Below are 24568 nucleotides of genomic sequence, written 5' to 3'. Positions count from 1 at the left end.
GGCTGATGCGGGAACGGAGAAGAAATCATGTCCGTCAACAGGGCTGCCGCCACGCTCGTCGACGTGCCGCGGGGACTCGCGGGCGTCGTGGTCACCGACACCGAGATCGGTGACGTACGGGGAGCCGAGGGCTTCTACCACTACCGGCAGTACTCGGCCGTCGAGCTCGCCCAGACGCGCGGCTTCGAGGACGTGTGGCATCTGCTGGTCCACGGCGATCTGCCGGACGCCCGGCGCGGTGCCGCGTTCGCCACCGAGACCGCCGCACTGCGGCGGCTGCCCGGCGAGGTGCGGACCGCGCTGCCCGCCGTCGCGGGCGCCGCCGCCGGCTCCGGGCCGCTCGCCGGATTGCGCACCGCCCTGTCGCTGCTGGGCGCGGCGCACGGCTTCCGGCCGGTGTACGACGTCGACGCCGTCCGGCGCCGCCGGGACACCGTCGTGGCCGTGGCGGCCGTACCCACCCTGCTCACCGCCCTGTACCGGCTCGGCAGGGGACTCGACCCGGTGGAGCCGCGAGACGACCTGCCGTACGCGGCGAACTACCTCTACATGCTCACCGGCGAGGAACCGGACGAGCTGCGGGCGCGTGCGACCGAGCAGTACTTGATCTCCACCATCGACCACGGCTTCAACGCGTCAACCTTCACCTCCCGGGTCATCGCCTCGACGGGAGCGGACGTGGCCGCGTGCCTCACCGGAGCGGTGGCGGCACTGTCCGGGCCGCTGCACGGAGGTGCGCCCAGCCGGGCGCTGGACACGCTGGACGCGATCGGCACCCCCGACCGGATCGACCCCTGGATCCGTGACCGGGTGCTGGCCGGTGAGCGCATCATGGGCTTCGGCCACGCGGTCTACCGGACCGAGGACCCGCGCTCAAGGATGCTGCGCGAGGTGGCCCTGCGGTTCGGGGGACCGCGGGTCGAGTTCGCCGTCGAGGTGGAGCGGCGGGTCGAGGCGATCCTGGCGGAGCTCAAACCCGGCCGGGAGCTGCACACGAACGTGGAGTTCTACGCCGGCGTGGTCATGGAGCTGTGCGGGTTGCCGCGCGAGATGTTCACGCCGACGTTCGCGGCGGCGCGGGTCGTGGGCTGGAGCGCGAACATCCTGGAGCAGGCACAGGACCGGAAGATCATCCGGCCGGCGGCGCGGTACGTGGGGCCGGGGGCACCGGTGCGGGTGCCCGCGGCGGCCTGACAGGACATGCGGCCTGACAGAACACGCGGCCTGGTGCCGTTCTGGCGCCAGGCCTCGGTGGGGAGGTCGAGCAGGGACGGGGTACCGGTTGCTCGCCGGATGGACGGTCCGGCTCGGCGGGGCGGTTGCGTGCGGCCGGGGTGGGAGGGTCAGGCGTCGGGGATGTCTGCCTTGGCGCGAACGAGCGTTTCCCGGCTGACGACGACGATGCGTTCGTAGTCGGCGCGGGCGGCGTCGGCGGGCAGTTCACCCTCCAGCGCCTCGGTGGCCTCGGTGCCGATGACGGCGAAGTTGCCGTCGCTCAGTTCGAAGACGTCAGGGCAGGTGGATCCCGAGGCACTGCCCCGGGCGCTGGGAGGCACACCGATGCGGCGCACGATCTTCAAAGGTACCGGTCCTTAGGAACAATGAGTCTCGACGGAGTGGTGGGGGCCATACGGTACTGGTGCCGACGAGACCGCTGTGGCCGAATCGCTGAAGAACACCCTGCCGTGCGCCCCGGTGCCGGTGTGTTGACCTGTTCGGGCGAGCAGGCCGCCGTCAGTCGGTCGGGGGTTTGCCGACGACCCACCATTCGTCCGTGTCGGCTTCGTCGAGTTCTCGGACGAGCGCGTCGACCATGCGGCCGAGCCGGGCTTCCTCGGAGGCGTCGTTGAGCGCGGCGCGCATGTGCCGCGAAGCCTCCCAGTACTCGCGGAAGACCGGGCTCTGGAAGAGCTCCCGCAGGTGCCCGTACAGCTCCTCCTGGTCCATCAGCCCCGCGCGGTGGACGTGGTACAGGTTGACGTACCACGCGTTGGCGTAGAGGAACTGGCGGCGCCGCGGCGCGGGGATGCTCTTGTCGTAGGTGTCGACGACCTCGGCCAGGGAGGGGTCGTCGACGGCCCTCATCAGCAACTCCCAGTGCATGCGCTGCTGGTGCTGCAGCGAACGGCGCCGGATCGCCCGTTCTTCCAGTTCCAGCTGTCGTTCGTGCAGCTGCCGCTGACGTGCGGCCAGAGTCAAACCGGCGGTGGCGAGCAGCAGACAGGCCGCGGCGGGGCCGTACCGTCCCGCAGCGCGCTTCCGTGTGACCATGTCAACCCCCGATTCAGGCGACCGCCCGCCGGTCGTCGAGTGCGGGTCGGCTGACGGGGACCGGCGAGCGATGGGCGGCGCTTGCCACCTCCAGAGTGCCGAGCGGCTCTGATCGGCGGGGAGGCGGAGAGGAGGCGCACGGAGGGAAGCGAGGGTCGCACGGTCCGGCGCCTTCTCCAACGTCTGCCCGGCAAGCGCTGCTAACAATCGTTCACTTCGGTGTTTCCGGTGGCTCGTATCCTGGGTCGGCATTCGTTCCCGGCACGTATGCCGAGCAGTCTGCCGGTGTACGCGTAGGCGTGAGAGAGGTCGCACAGTGGGGCAGAGCCCGAGCCAGCAGATCCCGGTCGTCGTTCTCGCCGGCTTTCTCGGCTCCGGAAAGACCACGCTCCTCAATCACCTCCTCCACCACAGCGGAGGCAGTCGCATCGGAGCGATCGTCAACGACTTCGGCGCCATCGAGATCGACGCCATGGCGGTGGCCGGCGCGCTCGGCGACTCCACCGTCTCCCTCGGCAACGGCTGCCTGTGCTGTGCCGTCGACCCCGGTGAGCTGGACGTCTATCTGGAGCGGCTCGCCCGCCCGGACACCGGCATCGACGTCGTCGTGATCGAGGCCAGCGGTCTGGCCGAGCCGCAGGAACTCGTCCGCATGCTGCTCGCCAGCGAGCATCCGGGGATCGTCTACGGCGGGCTGGTGGAGGTGGTCGACGCCGCCGAGTTCGACGACACCCGCGCCCGGCACCCGGAGATCGACCGGCACCTGGCCCTCGCCGACCTGGTCGTGGTCAACAAGCTCGACCGGGCCGCGGACGGCGAGCGCGTGCTCGGCCTCGTCGGCTCCCTCACCGACCGCGCCGCCGTGGTACCGGCCACCTACGGCCGTATCGATCCGGAGTTCCTCTTCGACTGCCGGCCGAGCGAGGAGCGCGTCGGGCAGCTCTCCTTCGACGACCTGCACGACCACTCCGGCCCCTCGGGAGACCCGGAGCACCCCGATCACCCGGAGCACCCGGAGCACCCCGGCCACCCCGATCACCCAGTGACCGGCGCGCACGCCGATCACCTGCACGCCGCCTACGACAGCCTGTCCTTCGTCTCCGAGGTCCCCCTCGATCCGCGGCGGCTGATGGCCTTCCTCGACAGCCGGCCCGAGGGGCTCTACCGGATCAAGGGGTACGTCGACTTCGGCCCGCACGACCCGCGCAACCGGTACGCCGTGCACGCCGTCGGGCGGTTCCTCCGGTTCTACCCGGAGTCCTGGGCACCGGGCGACGACCGGCTGACCCAGCTGGTCCTCATCGGCTCGGGCATCGACGCCCCCGCCCTCCGCAAGGAACTCCAGGCGTGCGCAAGCGACGCCCCGCACGCCGACGAGCACGGCATGTGGGGCGTCCTGCGCTACGTACAGGATCCGGACGAAGCGGCCGTCGCCGACCCGCCCGCCTCCGCCTAGACCGGCCCGCCTGGACCGGCCCGGCCTAGACCGGTCCCGCCACCGCCCACACCGTCTTCGGCAGGGACACGCCCGAGCCGTCGCGGCGCGGGTCGATGTCCGGGAGCTGGGCGGGCGAGCCGTTCTTCTGCGCCGCGCGGGCCGGCGCGGCACCCGCCCAGGCCAGGGCCAGGCAGTCCTCGCCCTTGAGGAACCGCTGGCAGCGCACACCGCCCGTGGCACGGCCCTTGCGCGGGAACTGGTCGAACGGAGTCAGCTTGGCCGTGGTCTGGACGGAGTCGTCCAGCGTGCCGCGCGAGCCCGCGACGGTGAACACCACCGCGTCCGCCGCCGGGTCGACCGCCGTGAACGAGATGACCTTCGCGCCCTCGGCGAGCTTGATGCCCGTCACGCCGCCCGCCGGCCGGCCCTGCGGACGCACCTGCGAGGCCTGGTAGCGCAGCAGTTGCGCGTCGTCGGTGATGAAGACGAGGTCCTCGTCGCCGGTGCGCAGCTCGGCCGCGCCGACGATCCGGTCGCCCTCCTTGAGGGTGATGACCTCCAGCTCGTCCTTGTTGCCCGGATAGTCGGGCACCACCCGCTTGACAACACCCTGTTCCGTGCCGAGCGCCAGACCCGGCGACGACTCGTCGAGCGTGGTCAGGCAGACCACCGTCTCGTCGTCCTCCAGGGACACGAACTCCGCCAGCGGCGCGCCGCCCGAGAGGCTCGGCGTCGGCATCGACCCCGGCAGCTGCGGCAGGTCGATCACGTTCAGCCGCAGCAGGCGGCCGGCGGAGGTCACCACGCCCACCTCGCCACGGGCCGTGGCGGGCACCGCCGAGACGATCAGGTCGTGCTTGACGCGCTTGGCGCTCGGCTCGGTGTCGAACGGCGCGCCGTTGACCGTGCGGGCCAGCAGGCCCGTCGAGGACAGCAGCACCCGGCACGGGTCGTCCGCCACCTGGAGCGGCACGGCGGCCGGAGCCGTCGCCGACTCCAGCAGCACCGTACGGCGGTCGGTGCCGAACTTCTTGGCCACCGCGGCCAGTTCGGAGGAGACCAGCTTGCGCAGCTCGGCGTCCGACTCCAGGATGCGGGTCAGCTCCTCGATCTCCGTGTTGAGCCGGTCCTTCTCCGCCTCCAGCTCGATGCGGTCGTACTTGGTCAGCCGGCGCAGCGGCGTGTCCAGGATGTACTGCGTCTGCACGTCGCTCAGCGAGAAGCGCTCGATCAGGCGCTGCTTGGCCTGCGCGGAGTTCTCGCTGGAGCGGATGAGGCGGATGACCTCGTCGATGTCGACCAGCGCGGTGAGCAGGCCCTCGACCAGGTGCAGCCGGTCGCGCTTCTTGCCGCGGCGGAACTCCGAGCGGCGCCGGACGACGTTGAAGCGGTGGTCGAGGTAGACCTCCAGCAGCTCCTTCAGGCCCAGCGTGAGCGGCTGGCCGTCCACCAGGGCGACGTTGTTGATGCCGAAGGACTCCTCCATCGGCGTCAGCTTGTAGAGCTGCTCCAGGACCGCCTCGGGTACGAAGCCGTTCTTGATCTCGATGACCAGGCGCAGTCCGTGCTCGCGGTCGGTGAGGTCCTTGACGTCGGCGATGCCCTGGAGCTTCTTCGAGCCGACCAGGTCCTTGATCTTGGCGATCACCTTCTCCGGGCCGACGGTGAAGGGCAGCTCGGTGACGACGAGGCCCTTGCGGCGGGCCGTCACCGCCTCCACGGACACCGTCGCCCGGATCTTGAACGTGCCGCGGCCCGTCTCGTAGGCGTCCCGGATGCCGGGCAGGCCGACGATCCGGCCTCCCGTGGGCAGGTCGGGGCCGGGGACGTGCTTCATCAGGGCGTCGAGATCGGCGTTCGGGTGCCGGATCAGGTGGCGGGCGGCGGCGATCACCTCGCGCAGGTTGTGCGGCGGCATGTTGGTGGCCATGCCGACGGCGATGCCCGAGGCGCCGTTGACCAGGAGGTTGGGGAAGGCGGCGGGCAGCGCCACCGGCTCCTGCTCCTGGCCGTCGTAGTTGGGGGAGAAGTCGACGGTGTCCTCGTCGATGGACTCCGTCATCAGGCTGGTGGCCTCAGCCATCCGGCACTCGGTGTACCGCATGGCGGCCGGCGGGTCGTCGTTGCCCAGCGAGCCGAAGTTGCCGTGGCCGTCCACCAGGGGGACGCGCATCGAGAAGGGCTGGGCCATGCGCACCAGCGCGTCGTAGATCGACGCGTCACCGTGCGGGTGCAGCTTGCCCATGACCTCGCCGACGACGCGGGCGCACTTCACGTAGCCGCGCTCGGGCCGCAGGCCCATCTCGTTCATCTGGTAGACGATGCGGCGGTGCACCGGCTTGAGGCCGTCGCGCGCGTCCGGCAGGGCACGGGAGTAGATGACCGAGTACGCGTACTCGAGGAACGAGCCCTGCATCTCGTCCACGACGTCGATGTCGAGGATCTTCTCCTCGTACGAGTCGTCGGGCGGCGGGGTCTTCGTACTACGGCGGGCCATCGCTGCCGGCTCCTTGCTGAAGCGTGAACGGTGATCTGACGCGGACCATTGTGGACCGCGGCACTGACAGCGACCGACCAGGACCCGTCGCGGGCTGCCCGGCCCGGTGCTGCCCGCAGAGTACGCCCTCGACGTCCGGGCGCCCCCGCGGCCCCGCCACCGGCTTCTCGCTCTCGGCGTACGGCGGCCGGGAACTTCGCGGACGGCCCGCACGCTTGCATACAGTGGCAGGATCGGCAGGAATCCCGCAGTTCCGCCCGCTGCGGCTGCCTGACTTCCACCCAGGATTTCCGCGATCGAAGGGACGTACATGCCCATGGGTCACACGGCCACAGCCGAGGCAGGCTCCGGCGGCCTGACAGCGACCGAGCACCGCCTGTCCAACGGCCTGCGCGTGGTGCTCTCCGAGGACCACCTGACCCCGGTCGCGGCGGTGTGCCTCTGGTACGACGTCGGCTCGCGCCACGAAGTCAAGGGGCGTACGGGCCTGGCTCACCTTTTCGAGCACTTGATGTTCCAGGGGTCCGCCCAGGTCAAGGGCAACGGTCACTTCGAGCTGGTGCAGGGCGCCGGCGGCTCCCTCAACGGCACCACGAGTTTCGAGCGCACCAACTACTTCGAGACCATGCCGGCGCACCAGCTGGAGCTCGCCCTCTGGCTGGAGGCCGACCGGATGGGCTCCCTGCTCGCCGCCCTGGACGACGAGTCCATGGAGAACCAGCGGGACGTCGTCAAGAACGAGCGCCGCCAGCGCTACGACAACGTCCCCTACGGCACGGCGTTCGAGAAGCTGACCGCCCTCGCCTACCCGGAGGGCCACCCCTACCACCACACGCCGATCGGCTCGATGGCCGACCTGGACGCGGCGACGCTGGAGGACGCGCGCGCGTTCTTCCGCACCTACTACGCGCCGAACAACGCGGTCCTGTCGGTGGTCGGCGACATCGACCCCGAGCAGACCCTCGCCTGGATCGAGAAGTACTTCGGCTCCATCCCCGCCCACGACGGCAAGCCCGCCCCGCGCGACGGCTCGCTGCCCGAGATCATCGGCGAGCAGCTGCGCGAGGTCGTCGAGGAGGAGGTCCCGGCGCGCGCCCTGATGGCCGCCTACCGGCTGCCGCACGACGGCACGCGCGAGTGCGACGCGGCCGACCTGGCGCTCACCGTCCTGGGCGGCGGCGAGTCCTCCCGCCTCTACAACCGGCTGGTCCGCCGTGACCGCACGGCCGTGGCCGCCGGGTTCGGCCTGCTGCGGCTCGCCGGGGCGCCGTCGCTCGGCTGGCTGGACGTGAAGACCTCCGGCGACGTCGAGGTGCCCGTCATCGAGGCCGCCATCGACGAGGAGCTGGCCCGGTTCGCCGAGCAGGGCCCGACGCCGGAGGAGATGGAGCGCGCCCAGGCCCAGTTGGAGCGCGAGTGGCTGGACCGGCTCGGCACGGTCGCCGGCCGCGCCGACGAACTGTGCCGGTACGCCGTCCTGTTCGGCGACCCGCAGCTCGCCCTGACCGCCGTCAAGCGCGTCCTGGAGGTCACCGCGGAGGAGGTCCAGGAGATCGCCAAGGCCCGCCTGCGCCCCGACAACCGCGCGGTGCTCGTCTACGAGCCGACCGCGCCCGAAGCAGACGAAGCCGCCGCCGCCGACGACGCCACCGACGAGAACGAGGAGGCGGCCAAGTGACCGAGCTCGCCACCATGGACTTCCACCCCCGGCCGCAGGCGGGCGAGCCCAAGCCCTGGGCGTTCCCGGCCCCCGAGCGCGGCACGCTCGGCAACGGCCTGACCGTGCTGCGCTGCCACCGCCCCGGCCAGCAGGTCGTGGCCGTCGAGGTACTCCTGAACGCACCGCTGGAAGCCGAGCCGGCCGGCCTCGACGGCGTCGCCACGATCATGGCACGCGCCTTCTCCGAGGGCACCGACAAGCTCTCCGCCGAGGAGTTCGCCGCCGAGCTGGAGCGCTGCGGCGCCACCCTCGACTCGCACGCCGACCACCCCGGCGTACGGCTCAGCCTCGAGGTGCCGGCCTCCCGGCTGGCCAAGGGCCTCGGTCTGGTCGCCGACGCCCTGCGGGCCCCCGCCTTCGCCGACAGCGAGGTTGAGCGGCTGGTGCGCAACCGGCTCGACGAGATCCCGCATGAGCTGGCCAACCCCTCCCGCCGGGCCGCCAAGGAGCTGTCCAAGGAGCTGTTCCCGGCCGACTCGCGCATGTCGCGCCCGCGCCAGGGCACCGAGGAGACGGTCGCCGCCATCGACTCCGCGGCCGTACGCGCCTTCTACGAGCGGCACGTCCGCCCCGCCACGGCCACCGTCGTGGTCGTCGGCGACCTCACCGGCGTCGACCTCGACGCGCTGCTCGGTGACACGCTCGGCGCGTGGACCGGGTCCGCCGCCGAACCGCGCCCGGTGCCCCCGGTGTCCGCCGACGACACCGGCCGGGTCGTGATCGTGGACCGCCCCGGCGCCGTCCAGACCCAGCTGCTGATCGGCCGTACCGGGGCCGACCGGCACGACCGCGTGTGGCCCGCCCAGGTGCTCGGCACGTACTGCCTGGGCGGCACGCTCACCTCCCGCCTGGACCGCGTCCTGCGCGAGGAGAAGGGCTACACCTACGGCGTGCGGGCGTTCGGCCAGGTCCTGCGCTCCGCACCGGACGGCACGGGCGCGGCGATGCTCGCCATCAGCGGATCCGTCGACACCCCGAACACCGGTCCGGCCCTCGCCGACCTGTGGACCGTGCTGCGCACGCTCGCCGCGGAGGGGCTGACCGACGCCGAGCGGGACGTCGCCGTGCAGAACCTGGTCGGGGTGGCGCCGCTGAAGTACGAGACCGCGGCGGCCGTGGCGAGCACGCTGGCCGACCAGGTCGAGCAGCACCTGCCCGACGACTTCCAGGCGACGCTCTATCAGCAGCTCGCCGCCACCGGCACGGTGGAGGCCACCGCGGCGGTCGTGAACGCCTTCCCGGTGGACCGTCTGGTGACGGTCCTCGTCGGCGACGCGGCGCAGATCAAGGAGCCGGTCGAGGCTCTCGGGATCGGTGAAGTCACCGTCGTGACGGCCGAGTAGCCGCCGGACGGCGGGCCGTCCGGCGGCACGCGCGCGTGGGGCCCTGGTGACGCAAGTGTCACCAGGGCCCCGCTATGTCTGAATTGAGGGAGAGATGCCTGTCTGGCCTGTGGTGTGCGCAACAAAACCGCTGTTTCGTTTGGGAATTGAAAGTCCCCCGCCTTAGCGTCTTCCGGGCTGTTCGTCAGGCATTGCGTCGCACCCGCGACACCGGACAGCCATCGCCGAGTCCCCGTACGGCGCGAGCCAGGGGAGCCGGGGACCCACCGCAGTCCCTGGGGTGAATCGGACGCCCGCGCACAGCGAGGGGGTCCGTAGGAGACCTTCCTGCTCCGAACCCGTCAGCTAACCCGGTAGGCGAGAGGGAAGGAAAGGACGAGCCTGTTCATGGCGTTCACGCGCGCCACCGGCAAGCACCGCCGGCCCAGCCGGATGCAGCGCACCACCGCCCGCGCGGCGGGGGTCGCGGCCCTCACCACTTCGGGTGTCGTCGGCACCCTCACGGCACCGGCGCTCGCCGCCGAGCCGGCCCCCGAGCAGACCGGCCTCACCCCGGTCGTCACCATCGGCGACTCCGTGGCCCAGCAGATAGACACCCAGGCCGCCGTCCAGCGGGAGGCGGCCGAGGAGGCCGCCGCCGAGAAGCAGGCCCGGGAGGCCGCGCGCAAGAGGGCGGCCGAGGCCGCGCAGGTGGCCGCCGAGCAGGCCCGCGAGGCCAAGGAGCGCGCCGCCCGGGAGGCCGAGCGCAAGCGCCTCACCACCTATGTCGCCCCGATCAGCGGCTCCTACGTGTCCACCGCCTACCGGGCCACCAGCGGCCTGTGGTCCTCCGGCAGCCACACCGGCATCGACTTCCACGCCGCGTCCGGCACCTCCGTGCGCGCGGTCGGCGTCGGTACCGTCGTCGAGGCCGGCTGGGGCGGGGCGTACGGCAACCAGGTCGTGATCAGGATGCACGACGGCACCTACACCCAGTACGGGCACCTGTCCTCCATCGGCGTCTCGGTGGGCCAGGCGGTCGTTCCCGGTCAGCAGATCGGCCTCGCCGGCTCCACCGGCAACTCCACCGGACCGCACCTGCACTTCGAGGCCCGGACGAGCCCGGAGTACGGCTCGGACATCGACCCCGTGGCCTACCTCCGCTCCCACGGCGTCAGCCTCTGACGACCTCCGCCGGCCGCCCGCGCCCCCGGGCGTGACGGCGCTCGCAGGCCCCGGCCCCCGTGCCGGGGCTTTCGGTGTTTCCGCACGCTGCGGCTGACCAAAAAACAGTCATGAATTCCGGCTCGCCGTCGGAAATTCCCGCGCATTGCCATAGAGTCACGGAACACGTGTCAATCATCGGCGGTGCACGGGATCAATGCGGAGGTCGGTCATGCGTATTCCGGCGCACTCGGTCTGCACGGCGATCCGAAACGACATCGTCGCCGGTGTCTACGAGCGCGGCAGCCGGCTCACCGAGGAACTCCTCGCGCGCCGCTACGGCGTCTCCCGCGTCCCCGTGCGCGAAGCCCTGCGCACCCTGGAGGCCGAGGGCTTCGTGGTGACCCGGAGGCACGCGGGCGCGTGCGTGGCGGAACCCACCGAGCAGGAGGCCGCCGACCTGCTGGAGATGCGGCTGCTGCTGGAGCCCCTCGGTGCCGCGCGGGCCGCCCAGCGCCGCACGGATGCCCATCTCAAGGTGCTGCGCGGTCTGGTCCGGCTGGGGCAGGCCCGCGCCCGCCAGGGCACCAGCGACGACCTGCGCTCCCTGAACGGCTGGTTCCACGAGACGCTCGCCCAGGCTTCCGGCAGTCCCGCCCTCATCGCGATGCTGGCCCAGCTGCGGCACAAGATCGCCTGGATGTACGCGGTGGAGGCGCCGGCCGGGCCGGCGGAGTCGTGGGCGGAGCTCGGGGCGATCGTCGACGCCGTGGCCCGCGGCGACGGCGAGCGCGCGCGGGCGCTCACCGCGCTGCACACCGAACGGTCGGCGGCGGCGCACCGGCTGCGCCTCGCCTCCGGGGGTGAGCGGACGGGCCGTGTGAGGAACTCGCAACGTGCCGTAAACACGCCGAGCCTGCGGAATTAACGCGGGCGTCGTACACAAGAGGGGCCGATAATTCGAGGGGATTTTCTTTTCCCTGGGGCGCGACTGATTCCTGCCGCCCGTAAAAAGCGAAATGCGAAGGGCTCGCCCGGTAATCCGGACGAGCCCTTCGGTGTTGCGGACCGCTGGGAGGCGGCTGCCTCAGACGGTCTCGGGAAGCTCCTCGAGCCCCTCGGAGACCAGCTTCGCCAGCCGGTCCAGGGCGGCGTCCGCGCCCTCGGCGTCGGAGGCGAGCACGATCTCCTCGCCACCCTGGGCGCCCAGGCCCAGGACGGCCAGCATGGAGGCCGCGTTGACGGGGTTGCCGTCGGCCTTGGCGATCGTCACCGGGACGCCTGTGGCCGTGGCGGCTCGGACGAAGATGGAGGCGGGACGGGCGTGGAGGCCCTCGGCCCAGCCGACGTTGACGCGGCGCTCAGCCATGTGATGCTGCCCTTCAGGTGTTCAGGGTTGTCTAGACCAGTTTCCCATATCGTGAAGCGTGCCCGCAGCGGCGCACACCGCTGCGGGACGGTGGTCGGACCGCGGCCTCGGCCCGACCTCGTCATCGCTCGTGTTCGTCCTTGTTGTCCCGGTCGCCCGGTTGCCCAGGAAGCCCGGGGAGCCCGGGGCGTCCCCCACAGACTGCCTCGCGCCGTTGTCGCACGCGAGCCGTACTCTGGGGCCCATGCAGACCTCGCCGGACCGGCACGAGTACCCCGCCCACTGGGAAGCCGACGTGGTGCTGCGCGACGGCGGCACCGCGCGCGTCCGCCCCATCACCGTTGATGACGCCGAGCGCCTGGTCAGCTTCTACGAGCAGGTCTCCGACGAGTCGAAGTACTACCGCTTCTTCGCGCCGTACCCTCGCCTGTCCGCCAAGGACGTCCACCGCTTCACGCACCACGACTTCGTGGACAGGGTGGGACTCGCGGCCACGGTGGGCGGCGAGTTCATCGCCACCGTACGCTACGACCGGATCGGCCCCGACGGAACACCCGCCTCCTCCCGCCCGTCGCCCGCCACCGCCCTCGCCGGAGGGCGCTCCGTGCCCGCCCCCTCCGTCTCCGACGAGGCCGAGGTCGCCTTCCTCGTCCAGGACGCCCACCAGGGCCGGGGCGTCGCCTCCGCCCTGCTGGAGCACATCGCCGCCGTCGCCCGGGAGCGCGGCATCCGCCGCTTCGCCGCCGAGGTGCTGCCCGCCAACACCAAGATGATCAAGGTGTTCACGGACGCCGGGTACACCCAGAAGCGCAGCTTCGAGGACGGTGTCGTCCGCCTGGAGTTCGACCTCGAACCCACCGACCGCTCCCTCGCCGTGCAGTACGCGCGCGAACAGCGCGCCGAGGCCCGCTCCGTGCAGCGGCTGCTGGCGCCCGGCTCCGTCGCCGTCATCGGCACCGGCCGCGCACCCGGCGGCGTGGGCCGCAGCATCCTCGGCAACATCCGCGACGCCGGGTTCACCGGCCGGCTGCACGCCGTGAACCGGGCCCTGACCGAGGGGCAGCAGGAACTCGACGGCGTGCCCGCCCACCGCTCGGTGCGGGACATCGACGGCCCCGTCGACCTCGCGGTCGTCGCCGTCCCCGCCGAGCACGTCCCCGAGGTCGTCACCGAGTGCGGCGAGCACGGGGTGCAGGGCCTGGTCGTGATCTCCGCCGGCTACGCCGAGAGCGGCCCCGAGGGGCGCCGGCGCCAGCGCGCCCTCGTGCGGCACGCGCGCACGTACGGCATGCGGATCATCGGCCCCAACGCCTTCGGCATCGTCAACACCTCGCCCGAGGTCCGGCTCAACGCCTCCCTCGCCCCCGAGATGCCCCACCCGGGCCGGATCGGGCTGTTCGCCCAGTCCGGCGCCATCGGCATCGCCCTGCTGTCCCGGCTGCACCGGCGCGGCAGCGGGGTCACGGGCGTCACGGGCGTCTCGACCTTCGTCTCGTCCGGCAACCGCGCCGACGTCTCCGGCAACGACGTCCTGCAGTACTGGTACGACGACCCGGACACCGACGTCGCCCTGATGTACCTGGAGTCCATCGGCAACCCGCGCAAGTTCACCCGCCTGGCACGCCGCACGGCGGCGGCCAAGCCGCTGGTCGTGGTGCAGGGCGCCCGCCACCGCAGCGCGGCCCCGCAGGGCCACGCCGTGCGCGCCACCCGGCTGCCCCACGAGACCGTCTCCGCACTGCTGCGGCAGGCCGGCGTGATCCGGGTCGACACGATCACCGACCTGGTCGACGCGGGCCTGCTGCTGGCCCGGCAGCCGCTGCCCGCCGGGCCGCGCGTGGCCATCCTCGGCAACTCCGAGTCGCTCGGCCTGCTCACCTACGACGCCTGCCTCGCCGAGGGACTGCGCCCGCACTCCCCGCTGGACCTGACGACGGTCGCCACGCCGGACGACTTCCACGCGGCCCTGACCCGTGCCCTGGCCGACGACACCTGCGACGCCGTGGTGGTGACCGCCATCCCGACGGTGGGGGAGGGCACCTCCGGCGACGCCGCCCTCGCCGAGGCCCTGCGGTCGGCGGCGGCGTCGGCACCCGGCAAGCCCGTCCTCGTGGTGCACGTCGAGCTCGGCGGTCTCGCCGAGGCCCTGTCCGCGGCGGCCAGCACCGCACCGCAGGCGGCCCCCGGCACCCCACCGGCCCCGCCCGAGCAGCGACCGCCCGCCGTCCGGGCCCCCGAGGGCACCCACCTCATCCCCGCCTACCCCGCCGCCGAACGCGCCGTCCGCGCCCTCTCCCAGGCCGTCCACTACGCCCAGTGGCGCCGCGAGGCCGCCGACCCCGGCAAGGTCCCCGAGTACGAGGACATCGACGAAAAGGGCGCCGCCGAGCTGATCGACGGCCTCCTCGCGCGCGGGCAGGGCCTCACCCTCGGCACGGAGGACACCTGCGCGCTCTTCGGCCGGTACGGCATCCGTCTCCACCGCGCCCTGCCCGCGCCCACCGCCGCCGACGCGGTCGCCGCCGCGCGGGGCATCGGCTACCCGGTCGCCCTCAAGGCCACCGCCCCGCACCTGCGCCACCGCGCCGACCTGGGCGGCGTACGCCTGGACCTGGCGGACGAGGAGCAGCTGCGGCGGGCGTACGAGGAACTGACCGGGCTGTTCGGCGACCCGGCGGAGCTGCGCCCGGTCGTCCAGGCCATGGCACCGCGCGGGGTGGACACGGTCGTGCGGGCCGTCATCGACCCGGCGGCCGGCGCCGTGCTGTCCTTCGGACTCGCCGGGGCCGCGACCCAGCTCCTCGGCGACGTGGCGCACCGCCTGATCCCGGTCACCGACCGGGAGGCCACCTCCCTCGTCCGCTCGGTCCGCACCGCCCCGCTCCTCTTCGGCTGGCGCGGCTCGGCCCCCGTCGACACCCCCGCCCTGGAGGAACTGCTGCTGCGGGTCTCCCGCCTGGTCGACGACCACCCTGAGGTGGTCGCGGTCACCCTCGAACCCGTCGTCGTCGCCCCGCAGGGCCTCAGCGTGCTCGGCGCCTCCGTCCGCCTCGCCCCGCCCCCGGCCCGGGACGACCTCGGCCCGCGCACGCTCCCGGTCTACTGACTCCCGCACAACCGTACGAATACGGGCCGAGCGGTGCCTCGCAGTCAGTGGGCCCCCGTAGGATGGAGCGCATGGCCAAGACCAGTACGACGACCCAGGGGCTGCGTGCGGCGATCGAGCGCAGCGGCTACTACCCGGCCCTCGTGGCCGAGGCGGTGGAGGCCGCCGTGGGCGGCGAACCCGTCCGGTCGTACCTGGTCCACCAGGAGACCACGTTCGACCAGAACGAGGTGCGCCGGCACGTGACCGTGCTGGTCCTCACGGACAACCGCTTCATCGTCAGCCACACCGACGAGCAGGCCGCCGACGACACCTCCCCGACGCCGTACGCGACGACGTCCACGGAGTCGGTCAAGCTCGGCCGGATCTCGTCGATCGTCGTCAGCCGCGTGGTCGCCAACCCGGAGCAGTACAAGCCGGGCACCCTGCCCCGCGAGATCGTGCTGACCATCGGCTGGGGTGCCGTCTCCCGGATCGACCTGGAGCCCGCCGCCTGCGGAGACCCCAACTGCGAGGCCGACCACGGCTACACCGGCAGCTCCACGGCCGACGACCTCAGCCTGCGCGTCAGCGAGGCCGGGGACGGTCCCGAGACGGTGCGCCAGGCCCTCGCCTTCGCGCAGGCCCTCTCCGAGGCGACCGCGGACACCGGCCACTGATGTCCCGCCCGTCTCCCCCCGCCGCCGACGGCCGAGGGCGCTCCGTGCCCACCCCTCCCGTCCCCGCCGCCTGGGGCCCGGACCCCGAGCCGCTGCCCGTCGCCTCCGCGCCCGTACCCGAGTACGGCAGCGGCTCGCTCGCCGACCTGCTGCCCACCCTGGCCGCGGGCCTCGGCGTCCCCGGCATGACCCCCGCCATCGAGGAGCTGGCCCCCACCGACCGCGCCTGCGTCTTCCTCATCGACGGACTCGGCTGGGAGCAGCTGCGGGAGCACCCGGAGGACGCCCCCTTCATGACGTCGCTGCTGGGCAGCTCCCGCGGCGGCACCGGCCGCCCGATCACCGCGGGCTACCCGGCGACCACCGCCACCTCCCTCGCCTCCGTCGGCACCGGCCTGCCGCCGGGCGCCCACGGCCTGCCCGGCTACACCGTGCGCAATCCGGACACCGGCGAGCTGATGAACCAGCTGCGCTGGCAGCCCTGGACGGAGCCGCGCGCCTGGCAGCCCCGCCCGACGGTCTTCCAGCTGGCCCACGAGGCCGGGGTGCACGCCGTGCAGGTCTCCTCCCCGCACTTCGAGAACACCCCGCTGACCAAGGTCGCGCTCAGCGGCGGCACCTTCCTCGGCAGGCTCTCCGGCGAGGAGCGCATGGACCTCGCCGCCGAGCAGCTGGCCGCCGGCGACCGCTCCCTGGTCTACACGTACTACGCCGAGGTCGACGGCGCCGGACACCGCTTCGGCGTCGACTCCGACACCTGGCGCGGCCAGCTCGGCCATGTCGACCGGCTGGTCCAGCGCCTGGCCGAGCAACTGCCGCCGCGCAGCGCGCTCTACGTCACCGCCGACCACGGCATGGTCGACGTGCCCTTCGACGAGGAGCACCGCATCGACTTCGACGAGGACTGGGAGCTGCGCGCCGGCGTCGCCCTGCTCGGCGGCGAGGGCCGCGCCCGCCACGTCTACGCCATCCCCGGCGCCCAGAACGACGTCCTGACCTGCTGGCGCGAGGTGCTCGGCGAGCAGTTCTGGGTGGCCTCGCGGGACGAGGCGATCGCGGCCGGCTGGTTCGGCCCGGACGTGGACGCCCGGGTGTACGACCGCATCGGTGACGTGGTCGCCGCCGCCCGCGACGACGTCCTGCTCATCGCCTCCGAGCGGGAGCCGAAGGAGTCGGCGATGACCGGCAACCACGGCTCGATGACCCGCGCCGAGCAGCTGGTCCCGCTGCTCGAAGTACGCTCCTGACGCCGCCCCTCACCCCCACCCCGCCGAAAGGTGCTCATCTCCCCATGTCCGAGCTGGTGTTCTTCTCCGGAACGATGGATTGCGGGAAGTCGACGCTGGCTCTCCAGATCGGGCACAACCGGTCGGCACGCGGCCTCCAGGGCCTGATCTTCACCCGTGACGACCGGGCGGGGAAGGGGAAGCTGTCCTCGCGGCTCGGTCTGGTGACCGAGGCGGTCGAGGCGGCCTCCGGGATGGACCTGTTCGCCTACGTCGTGGACCAGATGTCCCGCGGCGGCAAGGTGGACTACGTGATCGTGGACGAGGCGCAGTTCCTCGCCCCGGAGCAGATCGACCAGCTCGCCCGGGTCGTGGACGACCTCGGCCTGGACGTCTTCGCGTTCGGCATCACCACCGACTTCCGCACCAAGCTGTTCCCCGGCTCCCAGCGGCTGATCGAGCTGGCCGACCGCATCGAGACCCTCCAGGTCGAGGCGATGTGCTGGTGCGGCGCCCGCGCCACGCACAACGCCCGGACGGTCGGCGGCGAGATGGTGGTCGAGGGCGAGCAGGTCGTGGTCGGCGACGTGAACCGCCCCGCGGCCGAGGTCGGCTACGAGGTGCTGTGCCGCCGCCACCACCGCCGCCGCATGACCAGCGCCTCGGCGCGGGCCGGCGTCCTCTCCCCGGACGTCCTGCCGGTCGCCCCCGCCTGACCGGCAGGACGCCCGGGCGGCCGCACGCGTCCGGCGCCTCAGCGCCCGCTCTGCACCAGCGCGAACCGCGCCCCCTCAGGGTCCGCCACCATGGCCACCCGGCCGTGCGCGGTGTCCCGGGCGGGCGTCAGGACGTGGCCCCCCAGACCTGCGAGGCGCCGGGCGGACTCGTCGACGTCGGCCGCCTCGAAGTACGTCAGCCAGTGCGGGCCCCGGTCCCGGGGCAGGGCGCTGCCGACGCCCCGGATGCCGGCGACGGGACGGCCGTCGACGTGCAGGGTCACGTAGTCGAAGTCGGCGGACACCACCGGCTCCTGGGCATGGCCGAACACCGTCTCGTAGAACTTGGCGACACTCGCCGACTCGTAGGTCAGCAGCTCGTTCCAGGCGGGTGCGCCGGGCACGCCCGTGACGGCCGTGCCGAGGTGCGCGGCCGCCTGCCAGACGCCGAAGACGGCGCCCGACGGGTCGGAACCGATCGCCATGCGCCCGGCCTCGGCCGCGTCCAGCGGGCCCACGCCGACCGTGCCACCGCACAGGCGGACCGTGTCGGCCGTCCGGTCCACGTCGTCGGAGGCGAAGTACGGCGTCCAGGCGATCGGCAGCTGCCGGTCCGCGGGCAGCTGGCCGATACCGGCCACCTCCTGCCCGTCCAGCAGTGCCCGCGCGTAGGGGCCGAGCTGTTGCGGACCGGGCCGGAACTCCCAGCCGAACAGCGCTCCGTAGAACTCCTGGGTCGCGGCCGGTCCGTGCACCATCAGACTCACCCAGCAGGGCGTGCCGGGCGCGTGCCGGGCGTTCTCCTCACCGGTGGAGCCGGCCGGACCCGGTGCGTCGGTCATCGTCACTCTTCTCTCGGCCCCTCGCGGCGCCGTGTCGCTTCCGCTCTGACGGACCCCCGTGCCGATGCTGGCACCGCCCCCGGTTCCGTGCGCCGGGGGCGCGCCCCGCGCGATGCCCCGGCCGGCCGGAGAATGCCTGATGTGCGGTCCGCTGTCCGTTCGCACGATGGCCGGCGGTGTCGATCGGCTGTACAGCATGTGCCCGATCCCGTACGCCTCGTGACCGGGAGTGTCCGGCGGGCAGAGTAGCCCGACATCGACGCCTCGGCCACCCGGTGCGCCAGGATGGTGGCCATGAACGCCATCATCTCCGCAACGGATCTCGCGAACGACCTGGCGGGCGGCGACCCGCCGGTGCTGCTCGACGTCCGCTGGCAGCTCAGCACGGCCCGGGCCGCCGGTGAACCGCCGTTCGACGGACGGGCCGAATACGCGGCCGGGCACCTTCCCGGAGCGGTCTTCGTGGACCTGGACACCGAACTCGCCTCCGCGCCCGGACCCGGCGGCCGGCACCCGCTGCCCGACCTGTCGGTGTTCGGCGCGGCGATGCGCCGGGCGGGCGTGTCGTCCGGCCGCCCGGTCGTCGTCTACGACGGCGGTCAGGGCTGGGCGGCGGCCCGTGCCTGGTGGCTGCTGCGCTGGACGGGGCACCCGGACGTGCGGGTCCTCGACGGCGGGCTGACCGCCTGGCAGGGGGCGCTGTCCACGGACGTCCCCACGCCGGAGCCGGGTGACTTCCGGCCGGTGCCGGGCGCGCGGGGGCTGCTGGACGCGGACGGGGCCGCCGCGCTGGCCCGGTCGGGTCTGCTGCTCGACGCGCGCGCGGGGGAGCGGTACCGGGGCGAGACCGAGCCGATCGACCGGGTCGGCGGGCACATCCCGGGCGCGGTGTCCGCGCCGACGAGCGAGAACGTGGGGCCCGACGGACGCTTCCTGCCCGCAGAGGAACTGCACGCCCGCTTCAAGGGACTGGGCGCCGCCGAGGGCACCGGGGTGGGCGTGTACTGCGGCTCGGGCGTGTCCGCGGCCCACGAGGTGCTGGCCCTGGCGGTCGCGGGCATTCCGGCCGAGCTGTACGTGGGTTCCTGGTCCGAGTGGTCGTCGGACCCGCAGCGGCCGGTGGCCGTGGGCCCGGACCCGCAGTAGGGCCACGCCCGCGCGGGACGCAGGGGTGTGCCCGACCGGCCCACCCCTGGATCCCGTACGGCCCGTTACTCCTGCTTCTTCCGCCGCGTTCCGAAGACGATCTCGTCCCAGCTCGGCACCGCCGCGCGGCGGCCCGGACGGACGCCGTCCGCCTCCGCCTGGCGGTCGGTGGAGCCGATGAGCCGGTCGCGGTGGCTGGCCACCGAGCGCGGCATGAGCACGTCGGCGTACGCGGAGCCGGCACCGGCCGATGCCGCGGGCGCCGGGGGCTCCTCGGCCGCCGGTTCCTCGTCGGGTTCCTCGGGCGGTTCGGCGGAGGCCGACGGGCGTTCGGGGACGACCAGGTCGCCGCGGAAGCTCGGCACCGCCTCCAGGAGGCTGGTCAGCGAGTCCCGCTCGCCGCTGCCGGTGCCGTCCTCGGCGGGCTCGGAGGCCGGCGCGGGCAGGCTGGGCCGCTCCCGGTCGGCGGGGCGGTCCAGCGGGCGGTCGCGCGGCAGCCGGGCGATGCGCGGGACGAACGGGAAGCTGGGCTCGGGTGCCGCGAGATCGTCGGTCTCGCCGATCAGCGCGCGCGCCTCGTCGTCGACGGCCTGGACCAGCCGCCGGGGCGGGTCGTAGGTCCAGCTCGCCGAGTGCGGCTCGCCCGCGACCCGGTAGACCAGCAGCACTTCCCAGGTGCCGTCGTCGCGGCGCCAGGAGTCCCACTGGACGGTGTCCTTGTCCGCGCCGCGCAGCAGCAGTCGCTCCTGGACGGCCTCGCCGAGAGGCGGCCCGGAGTTCTCGCCGGGGCGGCGGACGGGGGTCTTGCGGGCCCGCTCGGCCATGAAGGCGCGCTCGGCCAGCACCGGGCCCTCGAACCGGCGTACGCGGTCGACGGGGATGCCGGCCATCTGGGCGACCTCTTCCGCGGTGGCACCCGCGCGTATACGCGCCTGGATGTCGCGGGGGCGGAGATGGCTCTCCACCTCGATCTCGATCTGGCCGAGGCGGGGACGGTCGCCACGCACGGCGGCGCGCAGGCGTTCGTCAATCGGAAGCGTGTACTCCGTTGCGTCCGCAGCCTTCAGCACCAGCCGTGTGCCGTCATTCGAGACGGCCACGACACGCAGTTCGGGCATGGGGACCTCCCGGGTGGTGCCTGCCGACGTCACGTGCGTCGCTGCTTCCGCTCTGTCGAGTGTGGCCTGCCCGGGTGCAGCCTGCCACAACCTTGCCGAGTTGCCCGGCGTGTCGGGCGCGGGCCCTGGATCGCCGTTATGGCACGGTTACCTATTCGCAACGCTAAGTGACCAACTCCGTCACCCTGTGCAACTAGCCCCTTCCCGGCGGGCCTTGACGGCCCCGAACCCCCTGACGGGAGGCCGGACCCAGGGCTCGCAACAGTACTCCATTCGGGCCACGTGCGTGGATTGGCACGCCGTCCGACTTCCGGCAAGAGGGGCCTCTTGGCCGCCCCTGGCCGGATCCGCGCGATCTTGGAAGTGGTGTACTTCACGCAATCACCAGAAACGGAACTGACAGATTCGCCCGTACGTCCCTTTCTCGTACAGTTGATCAATCGCGTACGGGAAAGACAGGCAAGATCCGGTGATGCGTGAAAGGCCCGAAGTCGGCGGTGACGGCGGCGGTGTTCAGGCCAGGGGCGAGGGGGAGACCAAGGCCGGGCGGCTCGATCTGAGCGTGCCTCAAGTGGCCGGCGGCGCCCTTGCGGCGGTGGTGGCCGCGAAGCTCGCCTCGTCCTTCGGCGTCTACGGCACCATCCTCGGCGCCGGCCTGATCAGTGTCGTCGCGACCTGCGGCGGCACGCTCTTCCAGCACTTCTTCCAACGGACCGGTGAGCAGCTGAGGGCCCGGCGCTCCGGTGAACGCGCCCGCGGAACGGCCGCCGTGGCGGCCGGGCCGGAGTGGCCGCCACGCGGGCGGACGCCCTCCGCCCCCGGCGAGTTCACCGAATTCACCGAGTTCACCGAGGGCACAGTCCACCGGGCACGGGTCCGCGGCCGGAAGCGCCCGCTGGTCGCGGCGGCGTTGGTCTTCGGCGTCACGATGGCCGGCGTCACGGCGTACGAACTCGCCTCGGGCCACAGCCTCGGCGGTGGCGGCGGTACGACGGTCGGCGCGGCCCTGACCGGCGGCGCCGAGCCCGGACCGGACTCGGGGGGCTCGGGCGACCAGGGCGACCAGGGCGACCGGGACGGCCGGGACGACCAGGGCGACCGGGACGGTTCCGAAGACCCGGGCGAGCGCGGCGGTTCCGGCGGCGGGTCTCCGACGGGCACCCCCTCCGGGACGCCGAGCGGGACCGGTGACGCCACCTCGCCCGGTGGCGGCTCCCCGGAGAGCGGCGGCACGACGCCCGGTCCGGCGCCCACTCCGACCGGCACCGACGGCCGGGAGCCCGGCGGCGCCCCGGACCCGGCCCCCGACCCGTCGGCTACGCCCCCAGAACCCTCCGCAAGTAGTCGTTCCGAAACCGGCGGTCCGGATCAAGACGGTCCCGCAGCGCCGTGAACTCGCCGAAACGCGGATACACCCGGGAGAAGTACGCCGTGTCCCGGGTGTGGATCTTCCCCCAGTGCGGCCGCCCCTCGTGCGCGGTGAAGATGCGCTCGGCGGCGGTGAAGTACGCCTGGTAGGGCGTGCCCCGGAACATGTGCACGGCGATGTAGGCGGTGTCGCGGCCCGAGGCCGTGGACAGCGTGATGTCGTCGGCGGGGGCGGTGCGCACCTCGACGGGGAAGCTGATCCGGAGCCGGGAGCGGTCCACCATCGCCCTCAGCTCGCGCAGCACCTGCACGGCGGCCTCCCGCGGAACGGCGTACTCCATCTCCACGAACCGGACCCGGCGCGGCGATGTGAAGACCTTGTACGGGATGTCGGTGTAGGTGCGCGCGGACAGCGCCCTGCTGGAGATCTGCGCGATCGCCGGGACCGTGGCGGGCGCCGCGCGGCCGACCCAGTTGGCCGCCTGGAAGACGCCGTTGGAGAGGAACTCGTCCTCGAACCACTCCTGGAGCCGCCCCACCGGCTGCTCCGGGCCCGCGCTGCGGTTGTTGCGCTTGGTGCTGGTGTTCCCGGTGTGGGGGAACCAGTAGAACTCGAAGTGCTCGTTCTCGGCCCACAGTTCGTCGAAGTCGGCCAGGACCCGGTCCAAGCGCATCGGCTCCTCGCGGGCCGTGAGCAGGAAGAGGGGCTCCACGGCGAAGGTGATCGCGGTGACGATCCCCAGGGCGCCGAGGCCGATGCGGGCGGCGGCGAAGACCTCCGGGTTCTCCGTCTCGGAGCAGGTCAGCACCGAGCCGTCCGCCGTGACCAGCTCGAGCCCCCGGATCTGGGCGGCGACGGAGGCCGAGTCACGGCCGGTGCCGTGCGTACCGGTGCCGATCGCTCCGGAGACCGTCTGCTCCATGACGTCGCCCATGTTGGTCAGCGACAGGCCCTCCCGCGCGAGCGCCATGTTGAGCCTCTTGAGCGGGGTGCCGGCCTCGACCGTGACGGTCATGGCGGCCCGGTCGATCCTCCGTATGCCCGTCAACAGTTGAGGACGTATCAACACACCGTCCGTCGCCGCTATGGAGGTGAAGGAGTGCCCGGAGCCGACGGCCTTCACCGGCAGCCCGTCCTCGGCCGCCCTGCGCACGGCGTCGGCCAGTTCGTCGACCGAGGCGGGGGAGACCTCCCGCGCGGGGCGGGCGGCGACGGTGCCGCCCCAGTTACGCCATGTGCCGTTCCTGCGGCTCGCCGTGCGTGTGCTGCTCAACGGTCCCTCCCCGACGCGGAGCCGGCTGCCTGAGCCGGCGGTACCCGAGGAAACCGACCGCGACCGCGACGGCACCGGACACGGCCGGCACCCCGTACCCGGCACGCGCCCCGGCTGCGTCGATCACCCAGCCGCTCGCGGCGGAGCCGAGCGCGACCCCGACCGCGAGCCCGGTGCTCACCCAGGTCATGCCCTCGGTCAGCTGTGCGCGTGGTACGTGCTCCTCGATGAGGGACATCGTCGTGATCATCGTCGGAGCGATGGACAGACCCGCAAGGAAGAGCGCCACGGCCAGAAGCGGCAAGTTTCCGACCAGTAGGAGGGGGATCATACTCACGGCCATCGCACACACGCCCAGCAGCCAGCGACGCTCGGGCGCTCCCGCGAAGCGCAGCAGCCCGAAGACCATGCCGGCCACGCACGAGCCCGTCGCGTACAGGGCGAGCACGACACTGGCGGCGGCCTTGTGCCCCTGCTCCTCGGCGAACGCCACGGTGACCACGTCGACCGCCCCGAAGATGGCCCCGGTCGCCACGAACGTAGCCACCAGGACCTGCAGCCCCCGCGAACGCAGCGCGGTGCCGCCGCCGTGCCGCTCGCGCGGGTGCGGCTCGGGCTCGGTGGCGCTCTGGGCGGTCAGCCAGAACACGCCGACCGCCAGGAAGCAGCCGGCCAGCAGGGGCCCCGCCTCCGGGAACCAGGCCGTGGACAGGCCGATGGAGATGATCGGCCCGAAGATGAAGCAGATCTCGTCCACCACGGACTCGAAGGAGTACGCGGTGTGCAGTTGCGGCGTGCCCCGGTACAGCGCGGCCCAGCGGGCCCGGACCATCGCGCCGACACTGGGCACACAGCCGATGCCGACGCAGGACACGAACAGTACCCAGTCCGGCCACCCGTAGTGCGCGGCGAACAGCAGCACGGCCGCGGCGACGAGCGAGATCAGCGTCGCCGGACGCATCACGCGCCGCTGCCCGTGCTGGTCGACCAGGCGCGACACCTGGGGCCCGGCCAGCGCGGCGGCCAGCGCGATGGTGGCGGCCAGCGCACCGGCCAGCCCGTAGCGGCCGGTGAGCTGCGAGATCATGGTCACCACGCCGATGCCCATCATCGACAGTGGCATCCGGCCGAGGAAGCCCGCGGCGGAGAAGCCCTTGGAGCCTGGGGCGGCGAACAGGGCGCGGTAGGGGCTGGGCAACGGGGTCTCCGGAGGCGGCTCAGCGAGTCACGGCAGGGCTCGGCGAAGAAGGCGAAGAATGCTCGGGGCGGCTCGGTACACGCTCGGTAAGGCGTGCATACAACCGGTACAGATTACCGGCCCGGCGGCGCCGA

The 24568-nt window shown here is 72.8% G+C and carries 20 protein-coding genes and 1 riboswitch; of the genes, 12 read left to right on the top strand and 8 right to left on the bottom strand.

Annotated features, from left to right (window positions below; all coding sequences use genetic code 11):
• Positions 1–27: 27 nt before the first annotated feature.
• Positions 28–1194, top strand: a complete 1167-nt coding sequence (locus ACLGIH_RS08225; protein WP_416524570.1) for a citrate synthase/methylcitrate synthase — start codon at positions 28–30, stop codon at positions 1192–1194.
• Positions 1195–1343: 149 nt separating this feature from the next.
• On the opposite strand, the gene ACLGIH_RS08220 is transcribed toward ACLGIH_RS08225, so the two are convergent.
• Positions 1344–1580, bottom strand: coding sequence for a hypothetical protein (locus ACLGIH_RS08220; protein ID WP_416524569.1), 237 nt, complete (start codon positions 1578–1580; stop codon positions 1344–1346).
• Between the two features lie 154 nt (positions 1581–1734).
• A complete protein-coding gene (locus tag ACLGIH_RS08215) occupies positions 1735–2271 on the bottom strand; it encodes a DUF6082 family protein (protein WP_416524568.1) in 537 nt (178 codons plus the stop codon).
• Positions 2272–2587: 316 nt separating this feature from the next.
• On the opposite strand from ACLGIH_RS08215, the gene ACLGIH_RS08210 reads away from it, so the two are divergent.
• On the top strand, positions 2588–3727 hold the full coding sequence (locus ACLGIH_RS08210; RefSeq protein WP_416524567.1) for a CobW family GTP-binding protein: 1140 nt from the start codon (positions 2588–2590) through the stop codon (positions 3725–3727).
• Between the two features lie 25 nt (positions 3728–3752).
• Here the strand turns inward: ACLGIH_RS08210 and ACLGIH_RS08205 are convergent, their stop codons facing one another.
• Complete coding sequence (locus ACLGIH_RS08205) at positions 3753–6206, bottom strand: DNA gyrase/topoisomerase IV subunit A (RefSeq protein WP_416524566.1); 2454 nt, start codon at positions 6204–6206, stop codon at positions 3753–3755.
• A 316-nt stretch (positions 6207–6522) separates the two neighbouring features.
• Here ACLGIH_RS08205 and ACLGIH_RS08200 point away from each other — a divergent pair, with 316 nt between their 5' ends.
• From ACLGIH_RS08200 to ACLGIH_RS08185, 4 genes are all read left to right on the top strand, one after another.
• Positions 6523–7884, top strand: coding sequence for a M16 family metallopeptidase (locus ACLGIH_RS08200; protein WP_416524565.1), 1362 nt, complete (start codon positions 6523–6525; stop codon positions 7882–7884).
• Positions 7881–9269, top strand: coding sequence for a M16 family metallopeptidase (locus tag ACLGIH_RS08195; RefSeq protein WP_416524564.1), 1389 nt, complete (start codon positions 7881–7883; stop codon positions 9267–9269). The genes ACLGIH_RS08200 and ACLGIH_RS08195 overlap by 4 nt, the downstream gene beginning before the upstream one ends.
• 212 nt (positions 9270–9481) lie before the next feature.
• A riboswitch (cyclic di-AMP (ydaO/yuaA leader) is annotated at positions 9482–9644 on the top strand.
• Between the two features lie 12 nt (positions 9645–9656).
• Positions 9657–10433 (top strand): M23 family metallopeptidase, encoded by a 777-nt coding sequence (locus ACLGIH_RS08190; protein ID WP_416524563.1) that lies wholly within the window; start codon positions 9657–9659, stop codon positions 10431–10433.
• A gap of 211 nt (positions 10434–10644) precedes the next feature.
• Positions 10645–11340 (top strand): GntR family transcriptional regulator, encoded by a 696-nt coding sequence (locus ACLGIH_RS08185; RefSeq protein WP_416524562.1) that lies wholly within the window; start codon positions 10645–10647, stop codon positions 11338–11340.
• 159 nt (positions 11341–11499) lie between these two features.
• Here ACLGIH_RS08185 and ACLGIH_RS08180 read toward each other — a convergent pair whose 3' ends face one another.
• Positions 11500–11781: an HPr family phosphocarrier protein gene (locus ACLGIH_RS08180; protein WP_019755624.1), complete on the bottom strand. Its 282-nt coding sequence runs from the start codon at positions 11779–11781 to the stop codon at positions 11500–11502.
• Between the two features lie 244 nt (positions 11782–12025).
• Between ACLGIH_RS08180 and ACLGIH_RS08175 the strand changes: the two genes are divergently transcribed.
• From ACLGIH_RS08175 to ACLGIH_RS08160, 4 genes are all read left to right on the top strand, one after another.
• A complete protein-coding gene (locus ACLGIH_RS08175) occupies positions 12026–14887 on the top strand; it encodes a bifunctional acetate--CoA ligase family protein/GNAT family N-acetyltransferase (RefSeq protein WP_416524561.1) in 2862 nt (953 codons plus the stop codon).
• A gap of 71 nt (positions 14888–14958) precedes the next feature.
• On the top strand, positions 14959–15546 hold the full coding sequence (locus ACLGIH_RS08170) for a DUF5998 family protein (protein WP_416524560.1): 588 nt from the start codon (positions 14959–14961) through the stop codon (positions 15544–15546).
• The gene (locus ACLGIH_RS08165; protein ID WP_416524559.1) at positions 15546–16793 is read left to right on the top strand and encodes an alkaline phosphatase family protein; all 1248 of its coding nucleotides are present in this window, start codon (positions 15546–15548) and stop codon (positions 16791–16793) included. Before ACLGIH_RS08170 ends, ACLGIH_RS08165 begins: the two co-directional genes overlap by 1 nt.
• 44 nt (positions 16794–16837) lie before the next feature.
• Positions 16838–17488: a thymidine kinase gene (locus tag ACLGIH_RS08160; protein ID WP_416524558.1), complete on the top strand. Its 651-nt coding sequence runs from the start codon at positions 16838–16840 to the stop codon at positions 17486–17488.
• Between the two features lie 38 nt (positions 17489–17526).
• On the opposite strand, the gene ACLGIH_RS08155 is transcribed toward ACLGIH_RS08160, so the two are convergent.
• Positions 17527–18330, bottom strand: coding sequence for a VOC family protein (locus ACLGIH_RS08155; RefSeq protein WP_416524557.1), 804 nt, complete (start codon positions 18328–18330; stop codon positions 17527–17529).
• A gap of 294 nt (positions 18331–18624) precedes the next feature.
• On the opposite strand from ACLGIH_RS08155, the gene ACLGIH_RS08150 reads away from it, so the two are divergent.
• The gene (locus ACLGIH_RS08150) at positions 18625–19476 is read left to right on the top strand and encodes a sulfurtransferase (protein ID WP_416524556.1); all 852 of its coding nucleotides are present in this window, start codon (positions 18625–18627) and stop codon (positions 19474–19476) included.
• A 65-nt stretch (positions 19477–19541) separates the two neighbouring features.
• Here ACLGIH_RS08150 and sepH read toward each other — a convergent pair whose 3' ends face one another.
• Positions 19542–20594, bottom strand: a complete 1053-nt coding sequence (gene sepH / locus ACLGIH_RS08145; protein ID WP_416524555.1) for a septation protein SepH — start codon at positions 20592–20594, stop codon at positions 19542–19544.
• Positions 20595–21066: 472 nt separating this feature from the next.
• Here sepH and ACLGIH_RS08140 point away from each other — a divergent pair, with 472 nt between their 5' ends.
• Positions 21067–21987: a hypothetical protein gene (locus ACLGIH_RS08140; protein WP_416524554.1), complete on the top strand. Its 921-nt coding sequence runs from the start codon at positions 21067–21069 to the stop codon at positions 21985–21987.
• Here the strand turns inward: ACLGIH_RS08140 and ACLGIH_RS08135 are convergent.
• Positions 21911–23236 carry a D-arabinono-1,4-lactone oxidase gene (locus tag ACLGIH_RS08135; RefSeq protein ID WP_416524553.1) on the bottom strand — a complete coding sequence of 442 codons (1326 nt, stop codon included), beginning with the start codon at positions 23234–23236 and terminating at the stop codon, positions 21911–21913. The genes ACLGIH_RS08140 and ACLGIH_RS08135 overlap by 77 nt on opposite strands.
• Complete coding sequence (locus ACLGIH_RS08130) at positions 23190–24434, bottom strand: MFS transporter (protein WP_416524552.1); 1245 nt, start codon at positions 24432–24434, stop codon at positions 23190–23192. The genes ACLGIH_RS08135 and ACLGIH_RS08130 overlap by 47 nt, the downstream gene beginning before the upstream one ends.
• Positions 24435–24568: the final 134 nt, after the last annotated feature.

This window comes from Streptomyces hamibioticus (assembly GCF_047946815.1).
Taxonomy (GTDB): Bacteria; Actinomycetota; Actinomycetes; order Streptomycetales; family Streptomycetaceae; genus Streptomyces.
This window is presented reverse-complemented; position numbering and strand designations above follow the sequence as displayed.